The sequence below is a fragment of the Paenibacillus alginolyticus DSM 5050 = NBRC 15375 genome, assembly GCF_000422905.1.
GTDB lineage: Bacteria > Bacillota > Bacilli > Paenibacillales > NBRC-103111 > Paenibacillus_E > Paenibacillus_E alginolyticus.
Genome location: NZ_AUGY01000051.1, coordinates 30,939 through 56,760, shown reverse-complemented (window position 1 = coordinate 56,760; position 25,822 = coordinate 30,939). Strand labels below are relative to the sequence as shown.

19 protein-coding genes and 1 pseudogene are annotated in these 25,822 nt (G+C 44.9%); 15 read left to right on the top strand and 5 right to left on the bottom strand.

The annotated features are described in order from the left end of the window. Positions 1-633 precede the first annotated feature (633 nt). From G519_RS49125 to G519_RS53080, 6 genes are all read left to right on the top strand, one after another. The gene (locus G519_RS49125) at positions 634-834 is read left to right on the top strand and encodes a DUF1272 domain-containing protein (RefSeq protein ID WP_084160268.1); all 201 of its coding nucleotides are present in this window, start codon (positions 634-636) and stop codon (positions 832-834) included. A 225-nt stretch (positions 835-1,059) separates the two neighbouring features. Continuing rightward, entirely contained in the window at positions 1,060-1,275 is a 216-nt protein-coding gene (locus G519_RS0122190) for a hypothetical protein (RefSeq protein WP_029196574.1), read from the top strand. 206 nt (positions 1,276-1,481) lie between these two features. Beyond that, complete coding sequence (locus G519_RS0122185; protein WP_127527986.1) at positions 1,482-1,763, top strand: hypothetical protein; 282 nt, start codon at positions 1,482-1,484, stop codon at positions 1,761-1,763. 702 nt (positions 1,764-2,465) lie between these two features. Continuing rightward, positions 2,466-2,954: a GNAT family N-acetyltransferase gene (locus G519_RS0122180; protein WP_084160267.1), complete on the top strand. Its 489-nt coding sequence runs from the start codon at positions 2,466-2,468 to the stop codon at positions 2,952-2,954. A gap of 105 nt (positions 2,955-3,059) precedes the next feature. Next, on the top strand, positions 3,060-3,542 hold the full coding sequence (locus tag G519_RS0122175) for an HIT family protein (RefSeq protein ID WP_029196571.1): 483 nt from the start codon (positions 3,060-3,062) through the stop codon (positions 3,540-3,542). 488 nt (positions 3,543-4,030) lie between these two features. Then, the gene (locus G519_RS53080; RefSeq protein ID WP_268633695.1) at positions 4,031-4,165 is read left to right on the top strand and encodes a hypothetical protein; all 135 of its coding nucleotides are present in this window, start codon (positions 4,031-4,033) and stop codon (positions 4,163-4,165) included. 564 nt (positions 4,166-4,729) lie between these two features. On the opposite strand, the gene G519_RS53610 is transcribed toward G519_RS53080, so the two are convergent. Continuing rightward, a complete protein-coding gene (locus G519_RS53610; protein WP_051253579.1) occupies positions 4,730-4,960 on the bottom strand; it encodes an RNA polymerase sigma factor in 231 nt (76 codons plus the stop codon). A gap of 22 nt (positions 4,961-4,982) precedes the next feature. Beyond that, positions 4,983-5,723 (bottom strand): annotated as a pseudogene (locus tag G519_RS44000) (SDR family NAD(P)-dependent oxidoreductase). A 125-nt stretch (positions 5,724-5,848) separates the two neighbouring features. On the opposite strand from G519_RS44000, the gene G519_RS0122155 reads away from it, so the two are divergent. Next, the gene (locus G519_RS0122155) at positions 5,849-6,742 is read left to right on the top strand and encodes a LysR family transcriptional regulator (RefSeq protein ID WP_029196570.1); all 894 of its coding nucleotides are present in this window, start codon (positions 5,849-5,851) and stop codon (positions 6,740-6,742) included. Positions 6,743-6,904: 162 nt separating this feature from the next. Continuing rightward, complete coding sequence (locus tag G519_RS47730; protein WP_051253578.1) at positions 6,905-11,026, top strand: carbohydrate-binding protein; 4,122 nt, start codon at positions 6,905-6,907, stop codon at positions 11,024-11,026. A gap of 113 nt (positions 11,027-11,139) precedes the next feature. Here G519_RS47730 and G519_RS0122145 read toward each other — a convergent pair whose 3' ends face one another. Further along, entirely contained in the window at positions 11,140-12,894 is a 1,755-nt protein-coding gene (locus tag G519_RS0122145) for a sensor histidine kinase (protein WP_036633594.1), read from the bottom strand. Between the two features lie 17 nt (positions 12,895-12,911). Next, positions 12,912-14,450 (bottom strand): response regulator transcription factor, encoded by a 1,539-nt coding sequence (locus G519_RS0122140; protein WP_029196568.1) that lies wholly within the window; start codon positions 14,448-14,450, stop codon positions 12,912-12,914. Positions 14,451-14,679: 229 nt separating this feature from the next. On the opposite strand from G519_RS0122140, the gene G519_RS0122135 reads away from it, so the two are divergent. The 4 genes from G519_RS0122135 to G519_RS43990 all read left to right on the top strand — a co-directional run bounded on the left by G519_RS0122135 (position 14,680) and on the right by G519_RS43990 (position 20,390). Further along, positions 14,680-15,603: an ABC transporter permease gene (locus G519_RS0122135; protein ID WP_036633587.1), complete on the top strand. Its 924-nt coding sequence runs from the start codon at positions 14,680-14,682 to the stop codon at positions 15,601-15,603. 29 nt (positions 15,604-15,632) lie between these two features. Continuing rightward, the gene (locus G519_RS0122130) at positions 15,633-16,523 is read left to right on the top strand and encodes a carbohydrate ABC transporter permease (RefSeq protein ID WP_036633586.1); all 891 of its coding nucleotides are present in this window, start codon (positions 15,633-15,635) and stop codon (positions 16,521-16,523) included. A 122-nt stretch (positions 16,524-16,645) separates the two neighbouring features. Next, positions 16,646-18,265: an extracellular solute-binding protein gene (locus tag G519_RS0122125; RefSeq protein WP_029196565.1), complete on the top strand. Its 1,620-nt coding sequence runs from the start codon at positions 16,646-16,648 to the stop codon at positions 18,263-18,265. Positions 18,266-18,341: 76 nt separating this feature from the next. After that, positions 18,342-20,390: an alpha-galactosidase gene (locus G519_RS43990; RefSeq protein WP_036633584.1), complete on the top strand. Its 2,049-nt coding sequence runs from the start codon at positions 18,342-18,344 to the stop codon at positions 20,388-20,390. 300 nt (positions 20,391-20,690) lie between these two features. On the opposite strand, the gene G519_RS0122115 is transcribed toward G519_RS43990, so the two are convergent. Continuing rightward, positions 20,691-21,542: a sugar phosphate isomerase/epimerase family protein gene (locus G519_RS0122115; RefSeq protein ID WP_036633583.1), complete on the bottom strand. Its 852-nt coding sequence runs from the start codon at positions 21,540-21,542 to the stop codon at positions 20,691-20,693. 263 nt (positions 21,543-21,805) lie between these two features. Between G519_RS0122115 and G519_RS43985 the strand changes: the two genes are divergently transcribed. Genes G519_RS43985 through G519_RS0122095 form a run of 3 tightly spaced genes read left to right on the top strand, consistent with a single transcriptional unit; the run spans position 21,806 to position 25,816 of the window. Continuing rightward, a complete protein-coding gene (locus tag G519_RS43985) occupies positions 21,806-22,711 on the top strand; it encodes an aldo/keto reductase (RefSeq protein WP_051253576.1) in 906 nt (301 codons plus the stop codon). A gap of 17 nt (positions 22,712-22,728) precedes the next feature. Beyond that, positions 22,729-23,874 (top strand): glycoside hydrolase family 88 protein, encoded by a 1,146-nt coding sequence (locus tag G519_RS0122100; RefSeq protein ID WP_036633581.1) that lies wholly within the window; start codon positions 22,729-22,731, stop codon positions 23,872-23,874. Positions 23,875-23,887: 13 nt separating this feature from the next. Next, positions 23,888-25,816 carry a hypothetical protein gene (locus G519_RS0122095; protein WP_029196562.1) on the top strand — a complete coding sequence of 643 codons (1,929 nt, stop codon included), beginning with the start codon at positions 23,888-23,890 and terminating at the stop codon, positions 25,814-25,816. Positions 25,817-25,822: the final 6 nt, after the last annotated feature.

The following is a 25,822-nucleotide window of genomic DNA, read 5'->3' as shown; positions in this document are numbered from 1 at the left end:
GATGAATACCTTAACTTCTCCAGTCGCATTCCTACAGATTCGCCTTCGACTACCAATAACCTTAAGTCCTTCGCCACAACAGGGGCAAGGCACGATTTCCACACACCTAACAAAAAACGCCGGTGACCTTCTCAACCAGCTCATAATTTGATACAATGACCATGTTATTTTTTGTGAGAGGATGTCTCCGGTGTACCTGCGCTAACAGGTACACGTTTTATGGAGGCGTCCTTTTCCTTTACTGTGATACGGTCATTATATTCGTCAATCCCTGGACAGGCAATTCCGTCAGCTTTTGGGCATTATGATTCAGCGGCAACAGTCATAGATCTAAAATTTACGAACTGGTATTACAGGGAAGCATATAATGAACCAGATGATAGATAATTAAATGAAGCTATAGATGTTGAGAAAACAACAATGGCTAATATCTTAGTAAAGGAGATGTTGATAGCGTAGGGGAAATAGTAAGTAAAGCGCTAACGGACACGGAAATAAAAGCATTTATTAATATAATAAAAAAGTGACTCTTTTCTGATCGTTGATTTATTGTTACAAGCACAGGTACTTAGTGTTATCTGGGGTTACGGATGAACAAAATAATAAAGTAGTAGTTAAGGGGAGGAATTATTTTTGGCTATAGAAATGAGAGGTAACTGTGAAAACTGTACAAAAGAACTTCATAAAAATTCGGTAGCTTATATTTGTACACATGAATGTACATTTTGTCATGAATGTACGGAAAGTACGAATTATGTATGTCCTAATTGTCGAGGAGAACTTGTGAAGAGGCCTAGAAGTAGGGAATCGTCAAGTTGTCCGATAAAATCGTAAAAATTTAGGGAATCTCTTCTATTATTCTTAACTACTAGAAGCACACAACGATAATCAAAGCAAAGGAAGGACAGCACGACTAATTAAATCATCACACCGGTTAGTATAAATGAGAATTTTTGATTATTTTAAAGCAAAGTTTAGTTAGAAGAAAACGTTAAGCCAATATGCACATTCGCGGCTTTTTTCAATAAGTTGGTTAAGGAAGCGAGTCCCGAAGAATCAATGGCAGACTGTCACAACCAGATGCCGATGGAGATTGTCCGGCTGATCAAAAAAGATTGGAAAAAATTGAACGAGTTGTATAGGACGGTTTCTTCGGATCTCAAAAAAGATGGCGTGTGCCAGTGGGACTGGTTCTATCCGAACCGTTTCGTCATCGGAGGCGACGTGAAGCGAGGAACCGTGTATGGTATTCGTGATTCGGGCCTGATTATTTGAACGGTCGTCGTTGACCGTTGCCAGAGTGGGAGAAACGAAAAAGGATTAAAACAAGCAGGTGAGCTTGTAGGCGTACATATTCATCCACATCAACTAAGAAATAATTTTGCTAAATATTACATACAAAACGATATTTTTCAACGTACATAATACAATACCGACAGTCGGTATTGTAAATACGATATTTGGAAGGATTTGATACTCAGGTGAAACAAAATATGATTTTTCTGTTGAACGGATTTCTATTATTGCTGACAACTGGTATAGTCACTGGATTAGGCTTTGGTGTGTTTATTTTTATTGCCAAAATCATCATGCCACTCTTATCAGGGATTTTTCATACTACGAACAATGGATATAACCTCCCAATGTCTATCATGTTTGTTACATTAGTGATTGTACTTGCATTGGCTCAAATGTGGTTAAGTGGTAAGTATATCCTTCCTTATTTAAGCAAAAGTTCAGTTCCACAAAACAACAACCTATAAGCAAATATATCGTTTTCAATATAACTTACAACAAAAAGATCTATCTGGGTCATGTCCCAGGGATGTCGTATGTCGGATTTATTACGTTTGTTTTTGCAACAAAGTTCCCGACAACCATCGGTAAGGGATATCAGATCAATGAAACTTTGAGAAGCCAATTCATTATGGGCATGCAGAATCCTTTGCCAAAAATATACTTCCAAGTAACATGAAGGATGATGAACTGAAAGCCATTTAATGCCTGATTCTCCTGCAGATCGGAGATCAAAATATTCAGTATAATCCTCAAAAACGATAGCCAGAGCCAATCACTTAGTTCCGAACGACCGGCGCTATAAATTCATTGATGATTTCGTTTTTTCAGTACCTCGGTAAATCAATAGGGAGATGTAGAATGACTGCTACATTATCCGAACATTTAGGCGGATTATCATTGTCATATCCGGTGTGCTACTTTTTCTAGCTCATATTCTGAATCTTGAAGCACAGCAATGGATACCTAACGCAAATCATCATCTTTTGTTAATGGAACAAGCGGACCTGGTTAACCGTTATATGATTTACTTTTTGATAAAATAGTATAGAAGAATGTGGGAGCGCTTCTGCGATTGACTTCAACTACCGGAAAACGAGAACACAAGAATACAAATCACAGGTAGGATTTTACTTTTATTAATAATAACATGAGGAGCCCTATCAATAATGGAGATATTGGCATGGTCTTACCGGCGTATCGCCCTTTTAGATGTTCCCGTCATGCTGGACTGGTATAATAACCGCGAGTTGCATGAAACTGCGAACGCCAAAACGTTTCACCCCTACACGATCAAAGAATTGACCAAATACTGGCAAAAAAAGATTAACCGTACCGACGCTAGTTATTACGCCATAATTATAAACGAGCGGATGATTGGCCGTGTGAGTCTGAAAGGCATGGACTCGACAGGTGAGGGTATTGAATACGCCATCGTGATAGGCGATCCATCCCTGTACTCACGTGGGCTTGGTACCGAGATTACGATATGTATGTTGGAGAAAGCCTTTTCCGATCCGCGAGTGCGATATGTACAGCTTGACGTGCGGCTGGATAATAAAAGGGCCATCCGCTGCTACGAAAAAACGGGCTTTCGCAACATAGATTCCTTTCTGGAAAATGGCGTTTCTATGCGCCGAATGAGAGTTACAAAGTAGAAAGATTAAAGAATCGTTAGGATGTTTCGGAATTAGCTATATTGGGATTAAAGAGCATATGGATGTTAAAATGAACAAAAACTTATGTTTCAAAAGGAGAAAGAGATGAGAGAAATTACACTTGCCAATGGGATGACAGTAGAAGTTGAATGCTTAAGTTGTGCTTTAACTGGTGGATTAGTTGAACTAACTGGTGGTGTAGTTTATGAAGATGAGTTCTTCCATGCTCATCAGGATGTGGCGTATCCTATCCCTGGATTAGTTATCCTTGCGTCTAAAAGGCATTTTTATTGTATGGATGAACTAACTGATGATGAATCTTTTCGTTATATAGAGTTGGTAAAAAAGATTCGTGATGCCCAAAGAAAAGAGTTAGGGATTGATTATGTTTATTATTTTTACAATGAAGATACTACACATCATTTTCACCTTTGGATAGTCCCAAGATTTGAGTGGATGAAACAATTCGGGAAGTCTGTTGAATCGTTAAGACCAGCACTGTTATATGCAAGAAATGAAATGAATAATGAAGAGAATATGAAATATGTAATCGAAAGTATAAACAAATTAAGAAAAGTTTTAACCTAACGGAGACCGGTGCACTGGGGAGAGGGCTGTCAGCGACCGTACGTGGCAGGTTGTCTCTCGGATCTTCCTGCTAACGTAAGATGAGTACGTCCAAATCCAAGTTAGTTATCCTTTGGGGGGACAAAAGAGAATCTCGACTTTCTGCATGCATCACGAAAAATTCCAAAATAGTATAAGGGAGTAGAACGTTATATCTTGCGCAGCTACCCCTCGAATACGGCTTTTAATATGAGGAGCTTGGTGCAACAACTAAAATAGGATAGTTTGATGTACCGTGGTCGGTGGAGTCAGACTAAACAGATGGGCTCTAAGGGCAACATAGTTGATCGACTTTCAAGCTTTCTCACCCAGCCGTAGTAGAAGTATTGAGGGATTTCATTATTTTCATCCTCTGTGGTGCAGCGCTGTGACGAAAAGAACTGTCCGTATATTGCGCCATGGATCTTTTAGAGACATAAACAGGCACTGGACGCGAGGATACGCTGCATTTGATTATCGAAGTTGCAAGAGGTTTACGCGTCGGTTTTGCCATTGTGCTAGGAACGGCGTCTTCCCATGACACAGTCGACCTGTTACGCCTCGTCTTAACGGATAAAGGGAAAGGATTCGGGAAATGGACGTGACACGTCAAGCGTTTTGTCGCCCCGGCGTATAACAGGAACGCAAATGCGGTTTCGCGAACTGGATCCATGGTTGTTGTTGGAGTGTGATCGAGAGTTGCTTGCTCAAGATGTTCTGTTAGCGTTGTACGCTAGAATTGCAACATGTCTTAAACACGGGATGGACATAACCGAATATATACGAGTATGGATGTATTGGAAGTTAGTTACGGACTTACGGTAATTTACAAATAGTCAAATAGAATGTTGAAGTCCGCTGTGAAGCCGTCTAGAGGATTAACCGATGCTAAATTTAACTGTATAGCCTAAGAAATGAGCTTTGTCAAAAAGGAGCGCCTCAGTATGTTTTTCCACGGGTTCGATGCCCCCGATGCATCCTTAAGAGATACAACAGTTGTCGAATCAAGTTTGTCATATAATCAGGATCTTTTTGCAAATTCCCTTTAGGTTGAAATTGGCGGTCCGGAGAATAGTCTTGAGGAAGACTACCGAGCTGTAGGTATTTTTAGTGTATTAGCCGATATTATTCAAAAACTAAGTAAAGAGAGGTCGTTGACTGCTGAACAGTCATTCGATCTCTCTTTTTAAATTATGCTTCCGAAGAAAATTTCTGCACGTATTCATTGCAATGTTTAACATCCAGGGCTTTAGGTTAGCAATTGTTTGATAATCCTGTTGAAAGATTTTGATAAAAACTTCTTGGCAGACATCTTCAGCATCATGTTGGTTTTTAAGCATATAGTAACACGTTCGATAAACATCCATGTGGAATTGTTCAAACAGTTCTTTATCTGTCATTGATCAAACTATATGAATCTCATTATAACGTTTGTCCACTATCAATCGTAATGATTTGACCTGTCATAGCTTCTTGTTCCAAGGCGGCACAGATAAATTTAGCAATATCTTCAGGTGTTGAAATACGCTGCAGCAGAAGGTTAGGAGCTAATCTCTGCATTTATTCTTCCCTTCCAGCCCACCATCTTGTCGCGACGGCTCCCGGTACAACGCAGTTGACTCTAATATCCGGTGCTAAGGCACGGGCTAACGATTTCGTAAGACCGTTAACTGCTGCTTTGGATACGGCGTATGGAAGCGAGGAGCCTAATCCTGTTTGTCCCGCTATACTGCCGAGATTGACGATTGCTCCTTGTTTATTCATTTTCATGAAAGGTGCAACAGCTCGCGCGCAGTAGTACATGCCTTTGACATTTACATCAAAAAGTTCGTCCCAAACTTCTTCTGTTGCCGCTTCCAGATCATCAAGTGGGATATGCCGGGTAATGCTGGCATTATTCACAAGCAAATCTATCGTTCCGAATTGTTGTACCAATGTATCAACCATTTCCCTGACTTCCTTGTCTTGAGAGACATCAGCTTGCACGGCAATTGCGCGTCCGCCATTTACATTAATGATTTGTGCTGTTTCCTCCGCATCGGCTTTGGAGCGCGAATAGTTCACGGCGACGGTTGCCCCCCGCTCGGCTAGTGTCAGGCAAGTAGCCCTTCCGATCCCAGTACCACCTCCAGTAACAAGAGCCACTTTGTCTTTTAAATCCATAATGAGTCATCTCCTTTTGCTGTACAATGATATTAATGATTGTATATTGCTATTTGCAATTTGTATAATTGAATTAATTGAACATTGAGTTCAAAAAAAATGAACTTGTAGCTAGGGGCAATGTGATGGATCTTAAAACATTAAAAACGTTTCAACTGATCGTAAAGTACGGTAGTTTTAACCGTGCAGCGGATGAAATGAATTATGTACAATCGACCGTTACGATGCAAATTCAAAAGCTTGAATCCGAATTGGGCGTTCAGCTTATCGAAAGAGGAAAGAAAATCCGGTTAACAGAAGCCGGAAAACTATTCTACGAACAGAGTTTGCAAATTGTAAAGAATGTAGATCAATTACAAACGAACTTGTCGGATTTTCAACTAGGCGAGAGGGGGAATATCCGTTTAGGTGTGACGGAGCCAACTGCCAGTTATCGATTACCGGTTATCTTAGAGAGGTTTTTATCACAATTTCCGAAAATTCGCATCTCTTTGGAATTTGGCAACACGCCAACATTGAGCGAGCGGCTTCTGAAAGGGGATATTGACTTAGCTCTTTGTTCGGCGCCTGATCTCGGTTCTGAGCTTTATTTTGAACCCTTATTTAGGGAAAAGTTTGAGGTCTTGATGCCGGAGAACCATCCACTTGCCCAAAAAGCGGTTATTGCGCCAGAGGATATATGTGGACATCGTCTGTTAATCACGTCAGCAACCTGTCCGTACCGTAGAAAACTTGAGATGGTATTGCAGGAATCGGGGAACATTCCGATCGATACGATGGAGATTGGCAGTATGACTGCTCTAAAACATTATGTCGAAAGCGGATTAGGTATTGCCCTGGTGCCAGAGATTATTTTAAAACCAATGCCTTTAGGTACTACGACTCGGCCAATGAGCGGCAGTCTGATAGACATGCCTTTCGGTATTCTCTCCAAGCCAGCGGAATATCCGTTGAAGCTGGCTAGCTCAAAGCTTTACCCATTTCTCAAGCAAGAACTTCTTGAACATGTCCCCAATTGACTCAAAACGTAGACCCGCAGCCCGCTGCTGTGGGTTTTTTGCTTGTGAATTACAAAGATCGTTAATTATTGTTATATTTCTGAAAATTATCGTGTAGAGATCTCTTTGATTTCATTCCTATAATGGACATGAATGTAATTACATTGTACAAGGAGAGATTTTATGCGAGAAAGGATTGCGAAATGGGTAGCTTTGTTCATGCTTTTGTTTATGGCGGTCCCATCCAACGCGGGTATTGGCATTCAAACCGCGTATGCGGAAAGTCAAACCTATGAAGCCGAAGCCTCGGTTAATGTTTTAAGTGGTAACGCATCCGTGACCGATTGCACCGTATGCTCGGGAGGAAAGAAGGTAGGCGGCCTCTATCAAGGAAGCTCACTGCAATTCAACGGAGTTACCGTGAACGAAGCTGGAAGCTACAAGGTGTCGGTTTCTTACATATCCGGCGATCCTCGTTCGGTGAACATCCGTGTAAATGGAGGGAGTGCGGAAAATTTCGATTTTCCCAAAACGGCTGATTGGAGCACGGTTGGCACTTTTGATGTCACGCTGCAATTAAATGCCGGTACGAATACAATCGTGTTCGACGACGGTAACTGGTATTCACCCGACATTGACAAGATCGTTATAGCGCCGACAACAACTCCCGGTGGTGGAGGCGGAAGCGAACCGCAGCCGACATTTGCACAATATTACGAGGCTGAGTCTGCTGTAAATATGCTCACTGGCAAAGCTTCCGTGTCCAATTGCGGCACGTGTTCAGGAGGCAAGAAAGTCGGCAATTTGTATCAAGGAAGCTCGTTGCGATTCAATCAAATCCAAGTGAATGCACCCGGTATCTACACAGTGAAACTGTCCTATATTTCCGGCGATCCCAGGTCTGTTCAAGTCAGCGCGAACGGAGGAGCGTCAGAGCTCTTTGATTTACCGAAAACGACGGATTGGAGTACGGTCGGCACGTTTGACGTTGATCTTTCTTTAGCAGCGGGCAGCAACACGATTCTCTTGTCTGACGGCAATGGTTACTCCCCTGATATCGATAAGATCGCAGTATCGCCTAAAATTGTTACGTATGAAGCGGAATCTTCTTCTAACACACTGGCCGGCAAGGCAAGCATTTCGAGTTGCAGCAGCTGTTCCGGGGGCAAAATAGTCGGCAATTTATATCAAGGCAGCTCCTTGCAATTTAATGGGGTTGAGGCGGGTTCAACCGGAAATTATCAAGTAACGGTTTCTTATATATCCGGTGATCCTCGTTCCGTGCAAGTCAGTGTAAACGGCGGAGCTGCTGAAACCTTTGACTTTCCGAAAACACCTGACTGGAACACGGTGAATACGTACGTTATTCCTTTAGCTTTAGTAGCTGGAAGCAATACGATCCAGTTTGCTGACGGCAATGGCTACTCACCGGATTTGGATAAAATCGTGGTCGGTCCGAAGATTGAACCGAATCCTAGCGAAGATGATAACGTCGGCGGCAGCCTTGGCGATCCCGTCCAGTTGAAACAGTACGGTTCCATTACCGTAACGCATTATACGTATGGCGCGACTTTTTCGAACGGTGAAACGACCATTTCGTACCATACAGACAGCGGTCTGGCGGATTATTCCTGGAAGGACGCCAAAATTGTAAAAGGCGTATACGGCAGCTTACAATTGGGCGAGCTCGTCACCAGCAAAAGTTACACCCGTCATACCCTATCGGATGCTGCGATTGTCCCGGTTCATGACGGTTTCGGTACTGGGCTTCGGTTTACTGTCATCAACGAAACGCCTGGTAAACCTGCGCTTCATCAAATCTATACCTTATATGAAGGAAAAAGCTTTTTCCTAACTCAATTAAAAGCGGTTAACGCTTCACCTATGACCACCAATAATATGGCTCCTGTTGTTGTGAAGAATAGCAGCGGCGTTGATCTTGGAAGCTATACGGATAACAGAGCGCTTTTCGTCCCATTTGATAACGATAATTGGATTCGGTATAAGGCCCAATCGATCAACACTTCGAACACGGGTTATGAAGTAACAGCTATTTATGATAACGCGAATCGGAATGGTCTCGTGATCGGCTCTGTCACTCATGATACGTGGAAGACGGGTATTTCCTGGAACGGGTTTAATAATAAAATGAATAGCCTCACAGTGTATGGCGGAGCATCCTCCAACATAACGCACGACGCCGAGCTTCATGGAAGCATTTCTGGTACTGAATTAACATCACCAACCGTTTTTGTCGGCTATTTTGCGGATTACCGTGCCGGTCTCGAGGAATATGGACGTGCGAACGCTGTGTTCACTCCGCCTTTAAGCTTTCATGGCTCTGTAGCCCAAGAAGTTCCGGTAGGATGGAACAGTTGGGGGGCCTTCGGCAGCAATCTCACCTATCAAGATGTTATAGATACGTCGAATTACTTCAAGACGCATCTTCAAAACAATAATTTTAACAACAAAGGTGCACTCTACATTAACTTGGACTCCTATTGGGACAATTTAACGGATACCCAGCTGCAAAGTGCGGTGGCAACCATCCGTCAAAATGGTCAACAAGCCGGTATTTATTGGGGACCCTTCGTTTACTGGGGCAATAATATGAGTCAAACTGTCGAGGGTACGAACAATCAATATACGTACGGAGACATTGTATTGAAGGATAGCACGGGAAAAATTTTGCCTACGCTGGACGGCGCCTATGCGCTTGATCCGACTCATCCGGGTACGAAGGCACGAATGGATTATTATTTGGGCAAATTTAAGGCATTAGGTTTCACTTATATCAAATTAGATTTCTTAACACATGGTTCTTTGGAAGGAAAGCATGCGGACCCAGCTGTGACCACCGGTATTCAAGCTTATAATCAAGGGATGGCTTATGTGAACAGAGTCATTGACGGCAGCATGTTCATTAGTGAATCGATTGCGCCGTTATTCCCCAGCCAATATGCACACAGCCGTCGAATCTCTTGCGATGTGTATGGCAAAATCAGTGAAACCGAATATGAGCTGAACGCGCTTACTTATGGTTGGTGGCAGAATGGTACGATTTACCCGTACACCGACCCAGATCATATGGCATTGTCGAGGGCAAGTTCCTTGGACGAAGCGCGCAGCAGAGTGAATTCTGCCGTTATTTCCGGCACAGTTTTCTTGGATTCCGATGACGTTCATAATGCGAGTGCCCAAGCCTACATGAACGAATTGTTGACGAACAAGGAAGTCAACCGAGTTGCTTTACTAAGTAAAGCTTTCCAAGCGGTGGAAGGGAACACCGGTGCGGGTGCGGCCGATACGTTCGTACTGAATGACAATGGAACTTATTATTTGGCTGTCTTCAATTACAACGGTGCTTCCGCTTCTACTAAGTCCGTCGATCTGGCCCGTGCGGGATTGAATGGCATCAGCAATTATCTACGAACGGATATATGGTCGGGAGCTGAGGATAAAGTGAGCGGTAAGCTGGACGTAACCCTGAAACCAGCCGAGTCTAAACTGTTTAAGCTTCAGTTTGATTCAATTGCCCCTACGACGAGTGTCGTCTTCGATGGGATTAGCGGTTCCGGAACCTTTACCAACAAAGACATTACTATGACGTTCAAAGCAGTGGATCAACCGGGAGGCACAGGCATACTGTTGACTGAATATCAGCTGAACGGCGGAAATTGGGTAACGGTTAACGGACCTGTAACGCTATCCGAGGAAGGTGTTTTCAACATTCATTATCGTTCGAAGGATCGGTACGGTAATGTGGAGGCAGCTAAACAAGTAACTGTAGGTATCGATCGCACAGCACCCGTTGTCCGAATAACCGATCCATTAACCATCTGGCAAACAGATTCGTTGAGCCTGCCTGTTCAGATCACGGATGCACTAAGCGGCGTAAGCAATAGCACCGTCCAACTGGATAAGAAAATTGTGGGCAATCCAATCAAAGCTGCCCCTGCAACATTAGCCATTGGAAACCACGCGATCGAGATCACGGGGACGGATCTGGCTGGCAATGTAACGGCCAATACGTATACGCTTCAGGTACAGATCGATGCCAATCATTTCATTGATCTCATCAACATCGGTGTTGCGAACGGTTCGATCACGATTTCAGACAAAGGCAAAGAGTTGCTTGCCAAAGTGGAAGCGATTATTCGTAGCAACAATAAAGAAGCGACTGTCCACCAATTAAAGGCACTGCGCATCTTTGTGGAAGCTCTAACCGGCAAAAAGATCACCAAAGAATTCTCAGTGATCCTCATCGCCGACATCGATTACTTGATCCAAAATGCCAGTAAATAGCTGTAAGGCAAAGGGGCTCTTGCAAGAGCCCCTTTGGCGTCGTTCAGCAGTCATGGAGGTAGAGAGGCTATCGTGGTAGCGGACGGCGTAAGCCATTTATTTTCAAATCATACCTATGAACTAATACCATGCAGCGGAATTCGAATTTGCGCCTTCGTCCCGATGCCGAATTTACTATAAAGCGTAACACCGTATTCATCGCCAAAGGCTAATTTGATCCGCTGGTCCACATTGGTGATCCCATACCCCGAGACGTTGTCGGTTTTATTCAGAGCACGTTCCAGTGTTTCCGTCCGCATGCCCATCCCGTCGTCGATCACTTCGAGATAAATATCGCGATCATCTTTGTACACCTTGATGATGATATTAATTCCTACTTCATCGTCCCAAACAGCATGATTGATCGCATTTTCGACAAATGGCTGTAATGCCAGCTTGACCGTCTGATAGACGAGTACAGAATCGTCAATCGCATAATGGAGTCGAAGCAGTCCCTCGAACCGGTGCTGTTGGATGGCAATATAATACTTGGTGAGTTTGATTTCTTCACTAATGGGCAATATCATTTTTCCTTTATTTAAGGAGATCCGATAAAACTTGGCAAGGTGTGAAACCATTTCATTAATGGTGTTATCTCTGTGCTTAACGGCTAATGCGGAGATGGACGCCAACGTGTTATATAAAAAATGCGGATTAATTTGGGCTTGCAGCATGTTCATTTCCGCTTCTTTCTTCGATATTTCCTTCTTGTAGACCTCATTGATCAGTTCTTTCAGGCGACCTGTCATTTTTTTGAAGGCAAAGGATAATTGGCCGATTTCGTCATTCCCCATAAACGTCATATTGGTATTAAAATCTTCCCTTTCAATCCGCCGGATGACTTGAAGCAGAGACTCGATCCGTTTGGTGAAGAACCGTGCGGTGATATAAATCAAAACAACGGAGATCGCTATACTGCTCAAAGCCAAGATTAGAATTCGCTTCGAGGTGATTTGAGCGTTCGTAATAAAGCTCTTGTAGGGGATGACGGAAATCGTTTTCCAGCCATTCTTGATTGTGTTGTAAACGACGAGTGATTTCTCGCCGTTGTACATGCTGTCGAAACTTCCTGAGTTGTTCTCGCCGAAAGTACCGGGGATCAATGTGCCGATATTTTGGTTCAGAAGCGCTTTGTTGCGGTTAGATAAGATATTTCCGTTTTCGTTAACGATATAAATATCTTTTTGCTTATCTTCCTTTTCCATGAGCCGATAAATGTCGGCTTCGGCGATATCGAACGTTAGAATTCCGTAAGGAAAGTTAAGGCTATTGTTATTGAGCAAACGTGCCAGCTTGAAGACAGGTTCTGTGACAGCCGAAGATGAGGATACGCTGTAAGTCACATTTCCGTAAGAGTGGGCGATCGACTCGTACCAATTGGTTGATTTTGCCGCATCATCAATTCGCTTAATATATACGCTGTCCGCAGGAAATGTCGTATTGCTCGTGTAGATGGATACCGCCCGAATGTCGGGATTCGTGGCCAGTACATTATTAATTACATTATTGAAATAAATGTACGAATCCAGGTAATCTGTACTGTTTTCGGTGTAATCTTTGGTCAGCAGCAGGCGCAGCGTATTATCCAAATAAATGGATGCGGATATTTGCGAATAGGAATCCAGCTTCGTTTCCAAATTGGCGTTAATTTGATCTGTCGTTGCAATCATGTTGGTATAGATTTGTCTGGTTAGCTCCCGAGTCGTCGTATCATAAGAATATTTCACAAAAAACAACAACGGTAAGATCGAAACGATACAAAAGACGGCGAACAGCTTGCTGCGCAAACTTAGGTTAAGAAACGTTTTGACTACAAACCGGAGTGGCATGGGCAATCGTCCTTGTATCATAAAAGTTTTTTCCGGTATTCGTTGGGTGTCGTTCCTTTGAACTTCTGAAACACAGAGCAAAAATAAGAAACGTTTTCGTAGCCAACGGATGCAGCGATCTCATGGATTTTTTTGGATTTGTCTTTCAACAGTTCAGCAGCATGATGGATGCGAACACGTGTCAAATATTCCAATATCGTTTCTCCAGTTTTGTCCTTAAAAATGGTTCGCACGTAATTGGGTGACAGATACACCTGTTTAGCGATATCCTCAATGGTCAATTGTCTGCTGAAGCTGCGGTCGATGAGACTAGCGATTTGATGAATAATATGAAGATTCTTGTCCTTGTTCTTTTCCTTCATAAGGGAGAGGATGGCACGACAGACATCCAGAATGTGATCTTCGATTTCATTTATGGTTGAATAATTGGCGATACGCTTCCAATCGTCGACATACATCGAATTGACGGAGTCATCCCCGATTAAATGGGCAAAATGTTGCTCTATGGCCGTAATAAGGCGCAAAGAGCTTGAGCATACCAGATCCCTGTCGACCTTCGAGGTGCGCATAGTGTCAAAGAAGTCTTGAATCACGGTAATAGCTGCAGATTCCTGCAGGTGGGAAATGGCATGACAAAGTGAGGCAATTGCCGGCTCAGGGTTCACTTCTATGTAGGCCGGATCGACGGCTTGATCGGCCTTTGTACACAATCCCAAGCCGAAATAAAATTTGCTTTCATTCGCTCGTTTAGCGCCTGCGCATAAATCGTATAAGCTTTCGAGGCCCATGCCAACGTCGGATACACCGATGGAAATGATGGCGTCGTTTCTGTCGTTGACATACCGAATCAGCTGCTCCGCTGCATGGCTAAGCTCTATCGACGGAGTATCAAGCTTGTGATAGAGAAGAACGAAGGTTCCTTCTTTGATTTGACAGAGAAAGGAACGAGGTATTTCCGTCAGCGCGAAATTGCGGATAGTTGTCACGATCTCTACACCATAATGGCTGACAGGGTCAACCGTTAAATATAAAATTTGATAAAAACCGTTAGAAGGCATCATGGATGGAAGCAGTAACAATTTCTCAATCCATTGTGATCTAACCAGGGGACTGCTTTCCGAGATCAGCTCCCTCAGATAGGTTTCCTTTAGTACTTCCGAGGTTTGGGAAGAAATCCGGAATTCCTCGCATTTCTGTTTGACTTTCTCCATTAAATGCTGAAGTTCCCCCATGTCGAGGGGCTTTAACAAATAGCCGATTGCTTCGACGGAAAGTGCCGCTTTAATATATTGAAACTCATCGTGACCGCTTAGGAATACGATCTGGACATTGCGATTGATCTGTTTGGCCCTTCTGCTGAATTCCAGTCCATCCATAATCGGCATACGGACGTCCGTTAATATGATATCGGGACGAAGCTCTTCCATGCGCTGTAGCGCTTCTCTGCCGTTCTTCGCTGTTCCAGCGACACGAATACCCATGTCTCCCCAACGAACGTAATCGGCTAGCATTTCGAGTTCCATTTTTTCATCGTCTACAAGCAGTATACTGTACATTGAAAGCGCTGCCACCTTTCCGGACGCTTGATATAACCAATTTTATTGTAAAACGTATACCTCAAATAAACAATGACTTCGCAAAAGGATCGTTCATTTGGAATATGTTTCTGAAAATGCTTGTATAGAATTGTTTACTGCTCATTCCTATAATGAGAATATACAAAATGATTATGGTTGTGACTGAGCGGCATCAGCCGCCGCAGCCTGGAAAAGGCGGGTTATACATATGGAAGCGCGACTCAGAAGGATGAAAGGACAAAAATATTTATACTTAATGATCCTGCCCGCCTTCATCTCTACCATCTTATTTTCCTATGGTCCGATGTTCGGTTTGTACATGGCGTTCATCAACTACTCGCCCGGCGGAGGTTCCTTTATCCACCAATTTTTTGCGAGCAAGTTTGTCGGTTTCGAGTGGTTTCGATACTTCTTTACCAGTGGTGATTTTTATATCATCATGCGCAATACGATTGCGCAAAGCTTCTTATCGCTGTTGATTGGATTTCCGGCTCCGATTGTGCTGGCCTTAATGATCAATGAGGTGAAGAGCGGCTTATTCAAAAAAGTGGTACAAACGGTATCGTATCTGCCTCACTTTATATCTTGGGTCATAGCGGCAAACATCATCATAACGCTGCTATCCTCGCAGGGGCTGATCAACAAATTACTGATGCTTTTGCACATCACGGAGGAACCGGTACAATTTTTCCAAAATGGCCGTTACTTCTGGGGGATCATTGCTGTCTCCAATATGTGGAAGGATATGGGATTTAACGCAATCATGTATTTGGCTGCAATTGCCGCTATTAATCCCGAACTATATGAAGCAGCAAGAGTTGACGGTGCCAGCCGATTGCGCCAAATGTTTCACGTCACACTTCCGTCTTTACGCCCAACGATCGTAATTCTGGCTATTTTGTCAATTGGCGGTATCTTGAACGCAGGTTTCGATCAGCAGTATTTGTTGCAAAACAACACCATCTTGAAATATTCGGACGTCATCGATACCTATACATACCGATACGGACTGCAGAACGGCATGTTCTCTTATGGCGCTGCGGTTGGGTTGTTCAAATCGGTCATTGCCTTCATTTTGGTTATCAGCGTTAATACATTGTCCAAGCGAATGAATCAACAATCTTTGTTCTAAAACGAAAAGATAGGAAAGGGTGGGTATTAATGAGAACAAGATCGCGTGGCGATATCGTCTTCGCCGGGTTCGTTTATGTGTTCCTCCTTCTGGTATTTATCGCAACGTTCTACCCCTTCTGGAACATTCTCGTGCTGTCTGTAAACAGTGCAGATGATACGATCCGTGGTGGCATTTATTTCTGGCCGAGGGAGTTTTCCTTTACAAGCTATACGCAAATATTATCCGATCAAGAAATCCTCAATGGGGTCAAAGTGACATTAGCACGCACACTGATCGGCACACCCCTCGCCGTTCTGGTAATCAGTCTGCTTTCTTACCCGCTCAGCAAGCGTGATTTGGTCGGCGGGAAGTTCATCACACTTTTCTTCATCTTTACGATGTATTTCGGCGGCGGCTTAATCCCTTACTATATGATCTTAAAGAGTCTTCACCTGATAGATACCTTCTGGGTGTATATTGCGCCAGGTCTTATGAATGTGTTTTTTATGATATTGGTACGTACATTTATTCAGCAACTTCCTGGGGAATTAGATGAATCTGCAAAGATGGACGGCGCGAACGATCTGCAAATTTTCATCAAGATCGTATTGCCGCTGACGACTCCGGTACTTGCTACGATTGGGTTGTTTACGGCGATCGGCCATTGGAATTCTTGGTTCGATTCCTATGTATTCACCTATAAGCCTGAACTTAAGACGCTGCAGGCCGTTCTCGTCAAAATTTTGAATCAGTATCAGACGTCAAATATGGTGTCAGATGCGCAGCAGATGGCGAATTCTGCCAAACGACTCTCCGTATCGTCGGATTCGATCCGCATGGCTGCAACGATCGTCGCAACGCTGCCTATTGTCATTGTGTATCCGTTCCTGCAAAAGTATTTTGTCAAAGGCATGACCGTGGGAGCAGTTAAATCCTAGTCCAGTATTCTCATTCTTGAAAGGCGGTGGTAGGAGCACAATCCACAGCGGATAGGACGAAATCACATCAAGCAATGCAATCAGCTGTTATCCATACAATTAGTCAAGGGGGAATGTATGCCATGTTCACGACCAAGAAAACGTTCAAGGTGTTGCTTTCAACGGTTCTTATGGGTTCCGTCATCGCCGGTTGCTCTACGAAGGAAAATACGGCTTCGCCAAGCGATAAGCCGGCTGCTACAACCGATAGCAAAGCTAACGATATGACTCCTATTAAAATGACGTTCTTTGATAAAAATACAGGTGATGCCTTCACGAACGAGGTTGCCAAGGAAATTACGAAACGGACAGGCGTTACGATTGAAATTCAGCAACCAACGGGCAATCCTTCAGAAAAGTTGAATCTGATGCTCGCCAGCAGCGATCTACCGGATATTGTGCTAATGGACCGCGGGGGAGATATCGTCAACAAGTACATCGCTGCAGGGGCGATTATTCCGCTGGATGATCTGATTGCGAAATATGGTCCCAATGTGAAGAAAATGTACGGGGACACTCTGAAAAAGACACGGTACACCGACGGGAAAAACTACTATCTTTCTAACTGGTACGGCCCTGGGAACGAACCCGTATTCGGCATGAATATGCGCATGGATTGGCTTAAACAGCTTGCTCCGGACAAAGTTGAAGGCGGAAAGCCGTTCTCAGCAGATGAATTCGAAGCGCTGCTGAAGGACTTCAAAGCAAAGTTTGGCAAAGCGGACGGCAAAGACGTATTTCCGATGACTTTCAATGGTGAAAATATCGGCGCTGTGCTCGGAACATTCAAAGGCATGTGGGGGATGAAGTCCTTCTTTGAAGATAACGGAACGCTGAAGTACGATGTGAAGGACCCGAAATACAAGGACATGCTGTTGTACTTGAACAAGCTGTACCGTGAGGGCTTGATCGATCCGGAATGGCCGGTCAATAAGAAGCAAACGTGGGAGCAAAAGATTTCTAATGGGCTCGTATTTGCAACGCCAGGTGCTTACTGGGATCTCGGGACTTCTAACGGCGTGCTCAAGAAGGCAGGCGGACCTGAAAAGCAGCTGTACTCTTATAAGCTTGTAGGACCAGGAGTTGATCCGGCCAAGACGACATTAGGGCCGAGTAGCACGCTCGGTTGGGATGCGATTGCGATCACGAAGACGAACAAAAATCCAGAAAGAACAATGAAGCTCATCGATTTCTTGGCTAGCGAAGAAGGTCAATATCTGCTCATGTGGGGCATAGAGGGCGTGCACTGGGATATGAAGGACGGCAAGCATGTGCCGCGTCCGGAAGTGCTCCAAGGCTTTAAAGACGACTGGGATAACTACGTGAAGAAAACCGGTATTCGCAAATGGACTTGGTTCATCAAGAGCGGCAAAGGCTCCGACGGTACGGTGTACGATATGCCGGTCCGTTACCAGCGCGGCGAGATCGACCAAATGGCGCTGAAGAACTTGTCCGATTCGACGTGGGATACAACGGTATATGATAACCTCGGCCCTGCCGGCGGCACCCCGGATGCGCTCGTCAGCCAGAAGGTTTCAGATATTATGAGCCAAACGATTACGAAAGTAATTATCTCCAAGACCGATACGGATGCATCCGCTCTGTTCGATAAAATGCTTGCCGATATGAAGGCGGCAGGTGACGAGAAGGTAGAGAAAATCATTAACGACAACTACAAGAAACGTTTGGATCTTTGGAAATAAGAGATGATCAGATCAGGAAGCCGAGGCACTGTTCCGGCTTCCTTCTTCATTTAAAAGGCATGAAGGGAGCAGGATAATGATGACATCTAATACGGTGATCTTTCGAGAGTTTAATGGGCAAGTGGTTGGAGAAAATGGGTTATGCCGAATTATCGTCGATCTGACGAGCGGATTAACCAATTACGAATGGTTCACCGGCGGTCGCTTGAACGGTGCTTACAGCACAGCGCGGATTGGAGGAGTCGAAGGAGGCAAATACGTTGCTTCGACCGAATATTCGGAGCACAAACTGGCCGCTGGAGGCGCTCAAATGATCCGTGATGATTTCGGCACGGGCTGCCGTTTCTCTGTGATTCATTCAGGTGAGTCGCTTCCGGTTATGACGCAGACGTTTTGGCTGTATGAAAAAGTGCCATACTTTTTCGTTCAAGTCGAGTTGGAAGGCGAATCGGAAGCATTGGAGACCAACTATATTTCGCCATTAACGGTGAATGCAGTTAAGGGAACATCAGCTTTGGAAATGGCGGCAGAGGAACTGCGCGCGTTGTTGGTGCCTTTCGATAACGACAAGTGGGTACGTTACGAATCAACCGCCATGCCGAATCAGCTTGAAAGCTATGAGGTAACGGCTATTTTCGAACCTGTATCGAGAAAAGGGCTAGTAGTTGGTTCGGTTACACATGATACTTGGAAAACGGGTTTGAAAGTAGTCGGACACGAAGGAGCGGCTGTTTACCAGCTTGAGGTATACGGTGGAGCAGCAGGCGAGTATACACGCGATACGATTCCTCACGGTACGCTGATCGGCAAAAGGATTGCTTCACCCCGTATCTTTGTGGGCATGTATGCGGATTACAGGACCGGACTGGAGGAATACGGAAAGGCCAATGCTGTAATAGCTCCGCCTCTCCAATGGGAACTTGGCGTTCCGTTCGGATGGAATAGCTGGTCGGCGGCAGGGGGAGAGCTCGACTACGAGCTTTACACTCATACGTCGGACTTCTTAAAGAGCTTGCGCGATGGCGGGTTTCATCATCAGGGGACGGTCTATATAAATTTTGATTCCTTCTGGACGAATCTAACGCAGGAACAGCTCGAAGACGCCGTTCGTCACGTTCGTGACAATGGCCAAAAGCCTGGCATTTATTGGACACCGTTTGCCTTTTGGGGGAACGATTTCGATCGGGTTGTGGAAGGCACGGACGGCAAGTATACGTACCGAGATCTCCTGCTACGCGATGAGCAGGGGCAAATTTTACCCGATTTGGACGGCGGATTTGCGATTGACCCTTCGCACCCTGGCAATCTAATGCGGACGGAGTGGCATCTTGAACGTTTTGTCAGGTGGGGCTTCGAGTACATTAAACTCGACTTCCTTGGACACGGTGCTTTGGAAGGCGTGCACTTCAATAAGGAAGTGCGTACAGGGCTTCAAGCTTACAACCTTGGCATGGCGTTGATCAAGAATAGGCTTGATCCCAAGGTTATCGGACGTCCATTCTTTATCAACTTGTCCATCGCGCCAATGTTTCCACATCAATACGCCCATAGCAGGCGCATCTCTTGTGATGCTTTCGGTACACTGAAAGATACGGAGTACATGTTGAATTCACTCACATATGGTTGGTGGATGAATGGGACTATTTATCCTTTCAATGACCCTGACCATACCGTTCTGTATAAGAGTTTTAACCAAGAACCGACGATGCCGCAGGAAGGTAGGAGTCGTTTAAACGCCTCCCTTATTGCTGGAACAGTTCTTCTCATGGGTGACGATTTCCGTAAAGAGGAAGCAAGGACCAGAGCAGAGGACTGGTTGGCCCGACCGGAGCTGTTGAAAATTGCACAGACAGGAAAAAGCTTTATTCCGCTTGAGGGTAATACCGATGCTGCGTCTGATGATGTGTTTTTCTTAATATCAGAAGACGACTGCTACATAGCCGTTTTTAACTATAATCAAGATGAAACCGTTGAGAAACGTATAGCCTTTGAGCGTTTGGGTCTGCCCCAAAATGCGACGTACGAGCTGCATGATCTTTGGGAGAAAACCGCCCATCAGTCGTCAGGAGACATCAGCGTTCGCTTGGAGCCGGCTGAGTCGAAGATTTTTAAGTTGATTTTTTAGAGGGAAGAGCTGCTTCGGCAGCTCTTTTTTAACCATAAGAACGTATAAGTTTTCGGATTCCGAAAACCACGCCCAACCAGTCCCATATCTTAAACCGCTCAACCGTCCATTTCGTATCGATTCTCCAATATAGCCGCTCTTTCTGCCAAGTAGCCAAATAATTAATGTTCACCCACCTGTGAACATATTCTTGATAATCTACCTGCACTCGTACCAAACTTTTAACTGTACACTCCAATAACGGCACGTCACATGGTTAACGAAAAACAAGAACTCCTTTTATCAATTTTTACTTCAAAATTAGGGTGTGATCGTGCTCCAAAGTTCTTTTACTACACGTTTTAAATACAGAGACTGCTGCCATCGGTCACTAATCTCTTTGTTCCTCCCGCTTGCTTCATTCGTTGTTATTGCATAAGGGGGAGGACCTAGTTCAATTACGACCGGGAAAACATCATTTGTATTAGCCTGAAGCTGCCAATTTGTCATTCCCAATTGCCACCATTTCTTAAAATGGGAGAACATAGGATGATTTTGATCTTCGCCTGGGTCAATCTGTATCTGCTCTCCGTTCGATATTCGTGTGTGTATGCTAGAAGTGTTCGAAAGTAATGCAAGCAGTAGCTCGTCCGCTTCTTGAGAAACCGTATGCATTTCCCCAGCTACGATATAATGGGAAAAGTCAATTGTTAAAGGCAGAGACTTTAGTTCTCTAACGTATTCAACGGCACGTATCAAATCTTGGGTAATCGTGCCCCTATGTGTTTCAACGAAAACAGGAATTCCTGCATCCTTTGACAGTTGCTGTATGCCCTTTAAGAGCTGAATGGCAGATTCTCCCGTCATGAACGGTTGCATGACTTGTGCATTAATAAATCCAATACCACCAAAGGCTCTTGCTCTTTCTAGGAAATCAGCCAAATCCTCAACCGATTTTGGGTAAGCGTTTACACTGAACGAAAGGTGATATTTGTCTAATAGATGCTTCCAATGATCAGCTTTCTCGGGTGAAGGAAGGAATCCATTAATACCGTCATAACCATTGCTAGCGATCAAGGCTATCTTCTCTTCGTCAGACAATGTGTTTCCTTCAAAAACATCCAGATTATCCATCGCCCACCATGACATTTGAACTTCTAATTGATTGTTCATGTTTCTCACCCCTTATCTAGAAGTAATGGGATGGTAAGTGACATCCATCTCACAATCTTTAGTGTAAGTTGAATTTTAAATAGGATGAAGTAATTATCTTGCTTTTTTATCATGTAATCCTGCTATTATGAACATTATTTTTGGTGCTAATTGTAAGGTTGTGCAAAATAACAACATTTCGGTGTCAACCAGCAAAACTAAAAGCTGAGTTTGTGCAATATAATAGGGGTATCTCTTACGAAAAAAATAAGGATGTGAACATAGTGGAATATACTACATTTGGCAAAACGGGAGTTCGGGTTTCGAAGCTAGGTCTCGGGGGCGCTCCGCTTGGCGGGGATTACGGTCCAGTCACAGATGAGCAAGTAACAGAGGTGATCGATCAGGCCTTGGAGCTCGGGATCAACTTTATCGATACAGCACCGTTATATGGAAGAGGAGAAAGCGAACGCCGAATTGGGAAAGCGCTTCATGGCAAAAGGGATCAAGTATTTCTTGCGAGTAAGGCTGTTATGCGGGGTGAGCCTTATACGTACGACAATACGATTCGTTCTGTTGAGGACAGTCTTAAGCGCCTAGGGACGGATTATTTGGATCTCATTCAAATGCACGAACTTAGTGATTCAAACTCGGAAATAGGTATGAAAGAAACCATTCCCGCCTTTCTGAAGCTGAAGGAGCAGGGAAAGGTACGAGCCATAGGAGTAAATGCTTTTAATCCATCGCTGCTGCTGCCTTTTATTCGGTCAGGACATATCGACTCCGTGCAGACGTTCTGTCGTTATATGCTCATCGACTATTCGGCCATGGATGAACTTTTACCGACGGCCAGAGAGCATGGCGTTTCTGTCATTAATGGAAGCGTTCTCGGAATGGGCCTGCTTGCTGAGGCTCCAGCGCCATTTATGAATCAGGATTCACCCATGTTTACCGAAGCGCAGCGTCGAATCCAAGAGATAGCCTTCCTTCGTAAGTCGGAACCCAAAGGGTTGATTGAGCCTGCTATGCGGTTTAGCCTTTCTAGTCCGGACATTACAGTAACATTAACTGGAACGACTTCGTTACGCTCACTTGCCCTTAATGCAAGCTATAGTGATGGAGTTGGCTTACCTCAGGATGAATTGGATCGGCTGCTTACTTTATTTCCAGGTCAGCCAATAACATGGTAATAGGGGGATGTTGAAGAATGTCTAACGTAAATGCAAGCATTGAAACGGATGCATCGCGTGCACCGTGGGTAGACGAAGTTTGGGATAAAATCATCGGCAAAGTGGAACGAATGAGCCAGTCCACTGGCGATGATTTTCCATATATATCATATAATGGAAAATATAAAAGTGAGGAAGCAGATTGGTGGACGAATGGGTTCTGGCCGGGCTTGATGTGGCTGGTGTATCGTGAGAATAAGGTTGAAGAACTCAAAGATACAGCTGCACAGATCGAGGCCTTAATGGACCCGGTACTTACCGACTTTTACCCGCTGCATCATGACGTAGGCTTTATGTGGAGCTTATCTTCCGTGGCGCAGTACAAGCTGCTTGGTGGTGAAATTTCGAAACGGCGGGCCATGACGGCAGCCAGTCATCTGGTTGGGCGTTACAATGCGAGAGGCCAGTTTATTCGCGCCTGGAACCAGCCGGAGCGGGTTGGTTGGGCGATCATTGACTGCATGATGAATCTGCCGCTGCTATATTGGGCTAGTGAGGAATCTGGCGATCCACGTTTTAAACACGTGGCGGCTCTTCATGCGGATACGACGTTGCGTGAATTTCTTCGTCCGGATGGCTCTTCTCACCATATTGTGTGCTTCGATCCTGAGACTGGAGAGAGACAAGAAGCGCTGGGGGGACAAGGCTACTCGCCGGATTCAGCATGGTCGCGCGGTACCGCGTGGGCGTTATATGGCATGGCACTTAGCGCTCGCTACACGGGAGATCAACGCTATATCGATGCAGCCAAACGGGCAGCGCATTTTTTCCTGGCCAATGTTCCTGAAGATGGTTTACCGCCATGGGATTTCCGAGCCCCTTGGGAAGAAGGAATGGCAATGGACTCAAGCGCGTCAGCTTGCGCAGCCAGCGGCATGCTGGAGTTGAGTTTATTGGTGCCGAAGAGCGAGTCTGAGCTATATCGAAGTGCTGCTGAGAAGCTGATTTTTAAATTAAATGAAAAATACACAGCTTGGGATGATCCGAACGAGGAAGCGATTCTACGGATGGGAACTGCCAACCGTCCGAAACAAGCACATGTTAACAACCCAATGATCTATGGCGACTATTTCTTCGCAGAAGCAGTCTGCAAGCTGCGCGGCGTACATGACACGTTCTGGTAGGAGGAAGCATCCAATGACACCAACTAACAAAACCACAAGCGCTGCCATCTATGCGCGGGAATCCTGGACAGCGCCAACTTGGGCGCTCACGGAGCGGAAGTTAATCGATACACTGAACGAGGCCGCGGTGGAATATGTGCGTCGCTATACGCGGGAGGACGGAACGATCGTATGGAGAGACGAGTGGCCAGGTATGGATGGCTCGGATGATCCTTATGAGGCGTTCATGAATTTATCCCTCCTTTACGTACTCGGGGGCAATGAGGAGATTCTACGCTTGTCCCGCCTTATGTATGATGCGATTACTTGGCAATGGACGGAATATGGTCAGATTCATAACGAATTTGATGCTTACTATGACTGGATGCACCATGGCGAGGGCTCCTTATTTCTCTATTTCCTTGGCTTGTCCGATCCGCATTTGCTAAAGAATAGTCAGCGAGCAGTCAAGTTTGCCGAGCTATATACCGGTAAGAATCCGGAAATACCGAACTATGATGCAGAACGAAAGCTGATGCGCTCGCCAATTACGGGGAGTAAGGGACCACGCTTCCAAATGACGGAAGAGGACTGGGTAACACATCGAGGTGTGCTCGATGATTATTTGGCACCATTCGAGGATATTCCTGGTGTTGACTTCGCCAGCGGTAAGTGTAAGTGGTCAGACGATGCCATTTACGGAGAAATCATAAGCAGAATGAATGAACGGAAAGCTAAGGGAGATGTCCCGCTGAATTTGAACGCAACGGGGTTGATCACGAATGCGTTTATGTACACGGGCGATGAATCCTATCGGCAGTGGGTATTAGACTATTTGAACGCTTGGGAAGAGCGTACGCTTCGTAACGGCGGGTTAATTCCAGACAACGTTGGATTAAACGATATCATTGGTGAGTACAACGATGGCAAATGGTGGGGTGGTTACTACGGCTACCGTTGGCCGCACGGTTTCATGTCCATCATTGAACCGCTAACCAATGCTGGCATGAACGCTGTGCTCCTTTCTGGTGATAGGAGCAAATTAGATTTGGCACGTTCGCAATTGGACCGAAACTGGGATCTAGGTAAAGAAATCAATGGGAAATGGCACGTTCCGAATAAGCATTTTGATGCCGGGTGGACGGACTACCGAATCCAAGTTCCAACCTACCCCATTTATTTATGGACGATCTCGATGGCTGAGGAAGATGCGGCACGTGTAGACCGGATTCCCTATGAAGATCATTTCCGATTGATCGATATGCCCACTATTTCTGGCAGAAATCCTGTAACTCGTAAGGAAACCAAGCATTATATTGCAAATACGGTGCCATGGTATTTATATATGCGAGGTCAATTCCCTGACTATCCAGAGCGTATTTTACAGCAAAATCTGGATCTAATCGCTAACCAATTGGAAAAGCTTCGCTCTCCTAAGGGAGATCCAACCAGCTGGGATTGGGATCATCCCTACAGTATTCATGAGTGGCAGGAATATTCGCCTGTCTATTTTGAAGGATTACTGCAAATGATGCTAGGCGCCCCTATGCACATCTCCCATGGCGGGTTACAGCATGCGAGAGTACGTTATTTCGACGCAGACCGTAAACGATGCGGCCTTCCAGAGGACATCGGTGCTTTGGTAGAAGCGCTGGGTGATGAGTTTGTAACCCTAACACTTGTGAACCTATCAGCGTTCAAAGAACGTGAGTTGATCGTACAAGCGGGCAGTTTCGGTGAGCACCAGTTTACTTATATGGAGAGCTTTAATCAAAGTGGTCAGAAGGTTGGCGATGGAGAGCTCGATGGCAAATGGTTACCGGTTACACTTGCTCCAGGAGCAGGAATTCAATTGAAGCTTCATATGAAACGCTACGTGAATCAACCGACCTATGAGACGCCATGGAGTGCAGAAGTGGCAGGAGGAACGGCGAAACTTATCCGAGGTCGTAACCAAGTATAGGGAGTA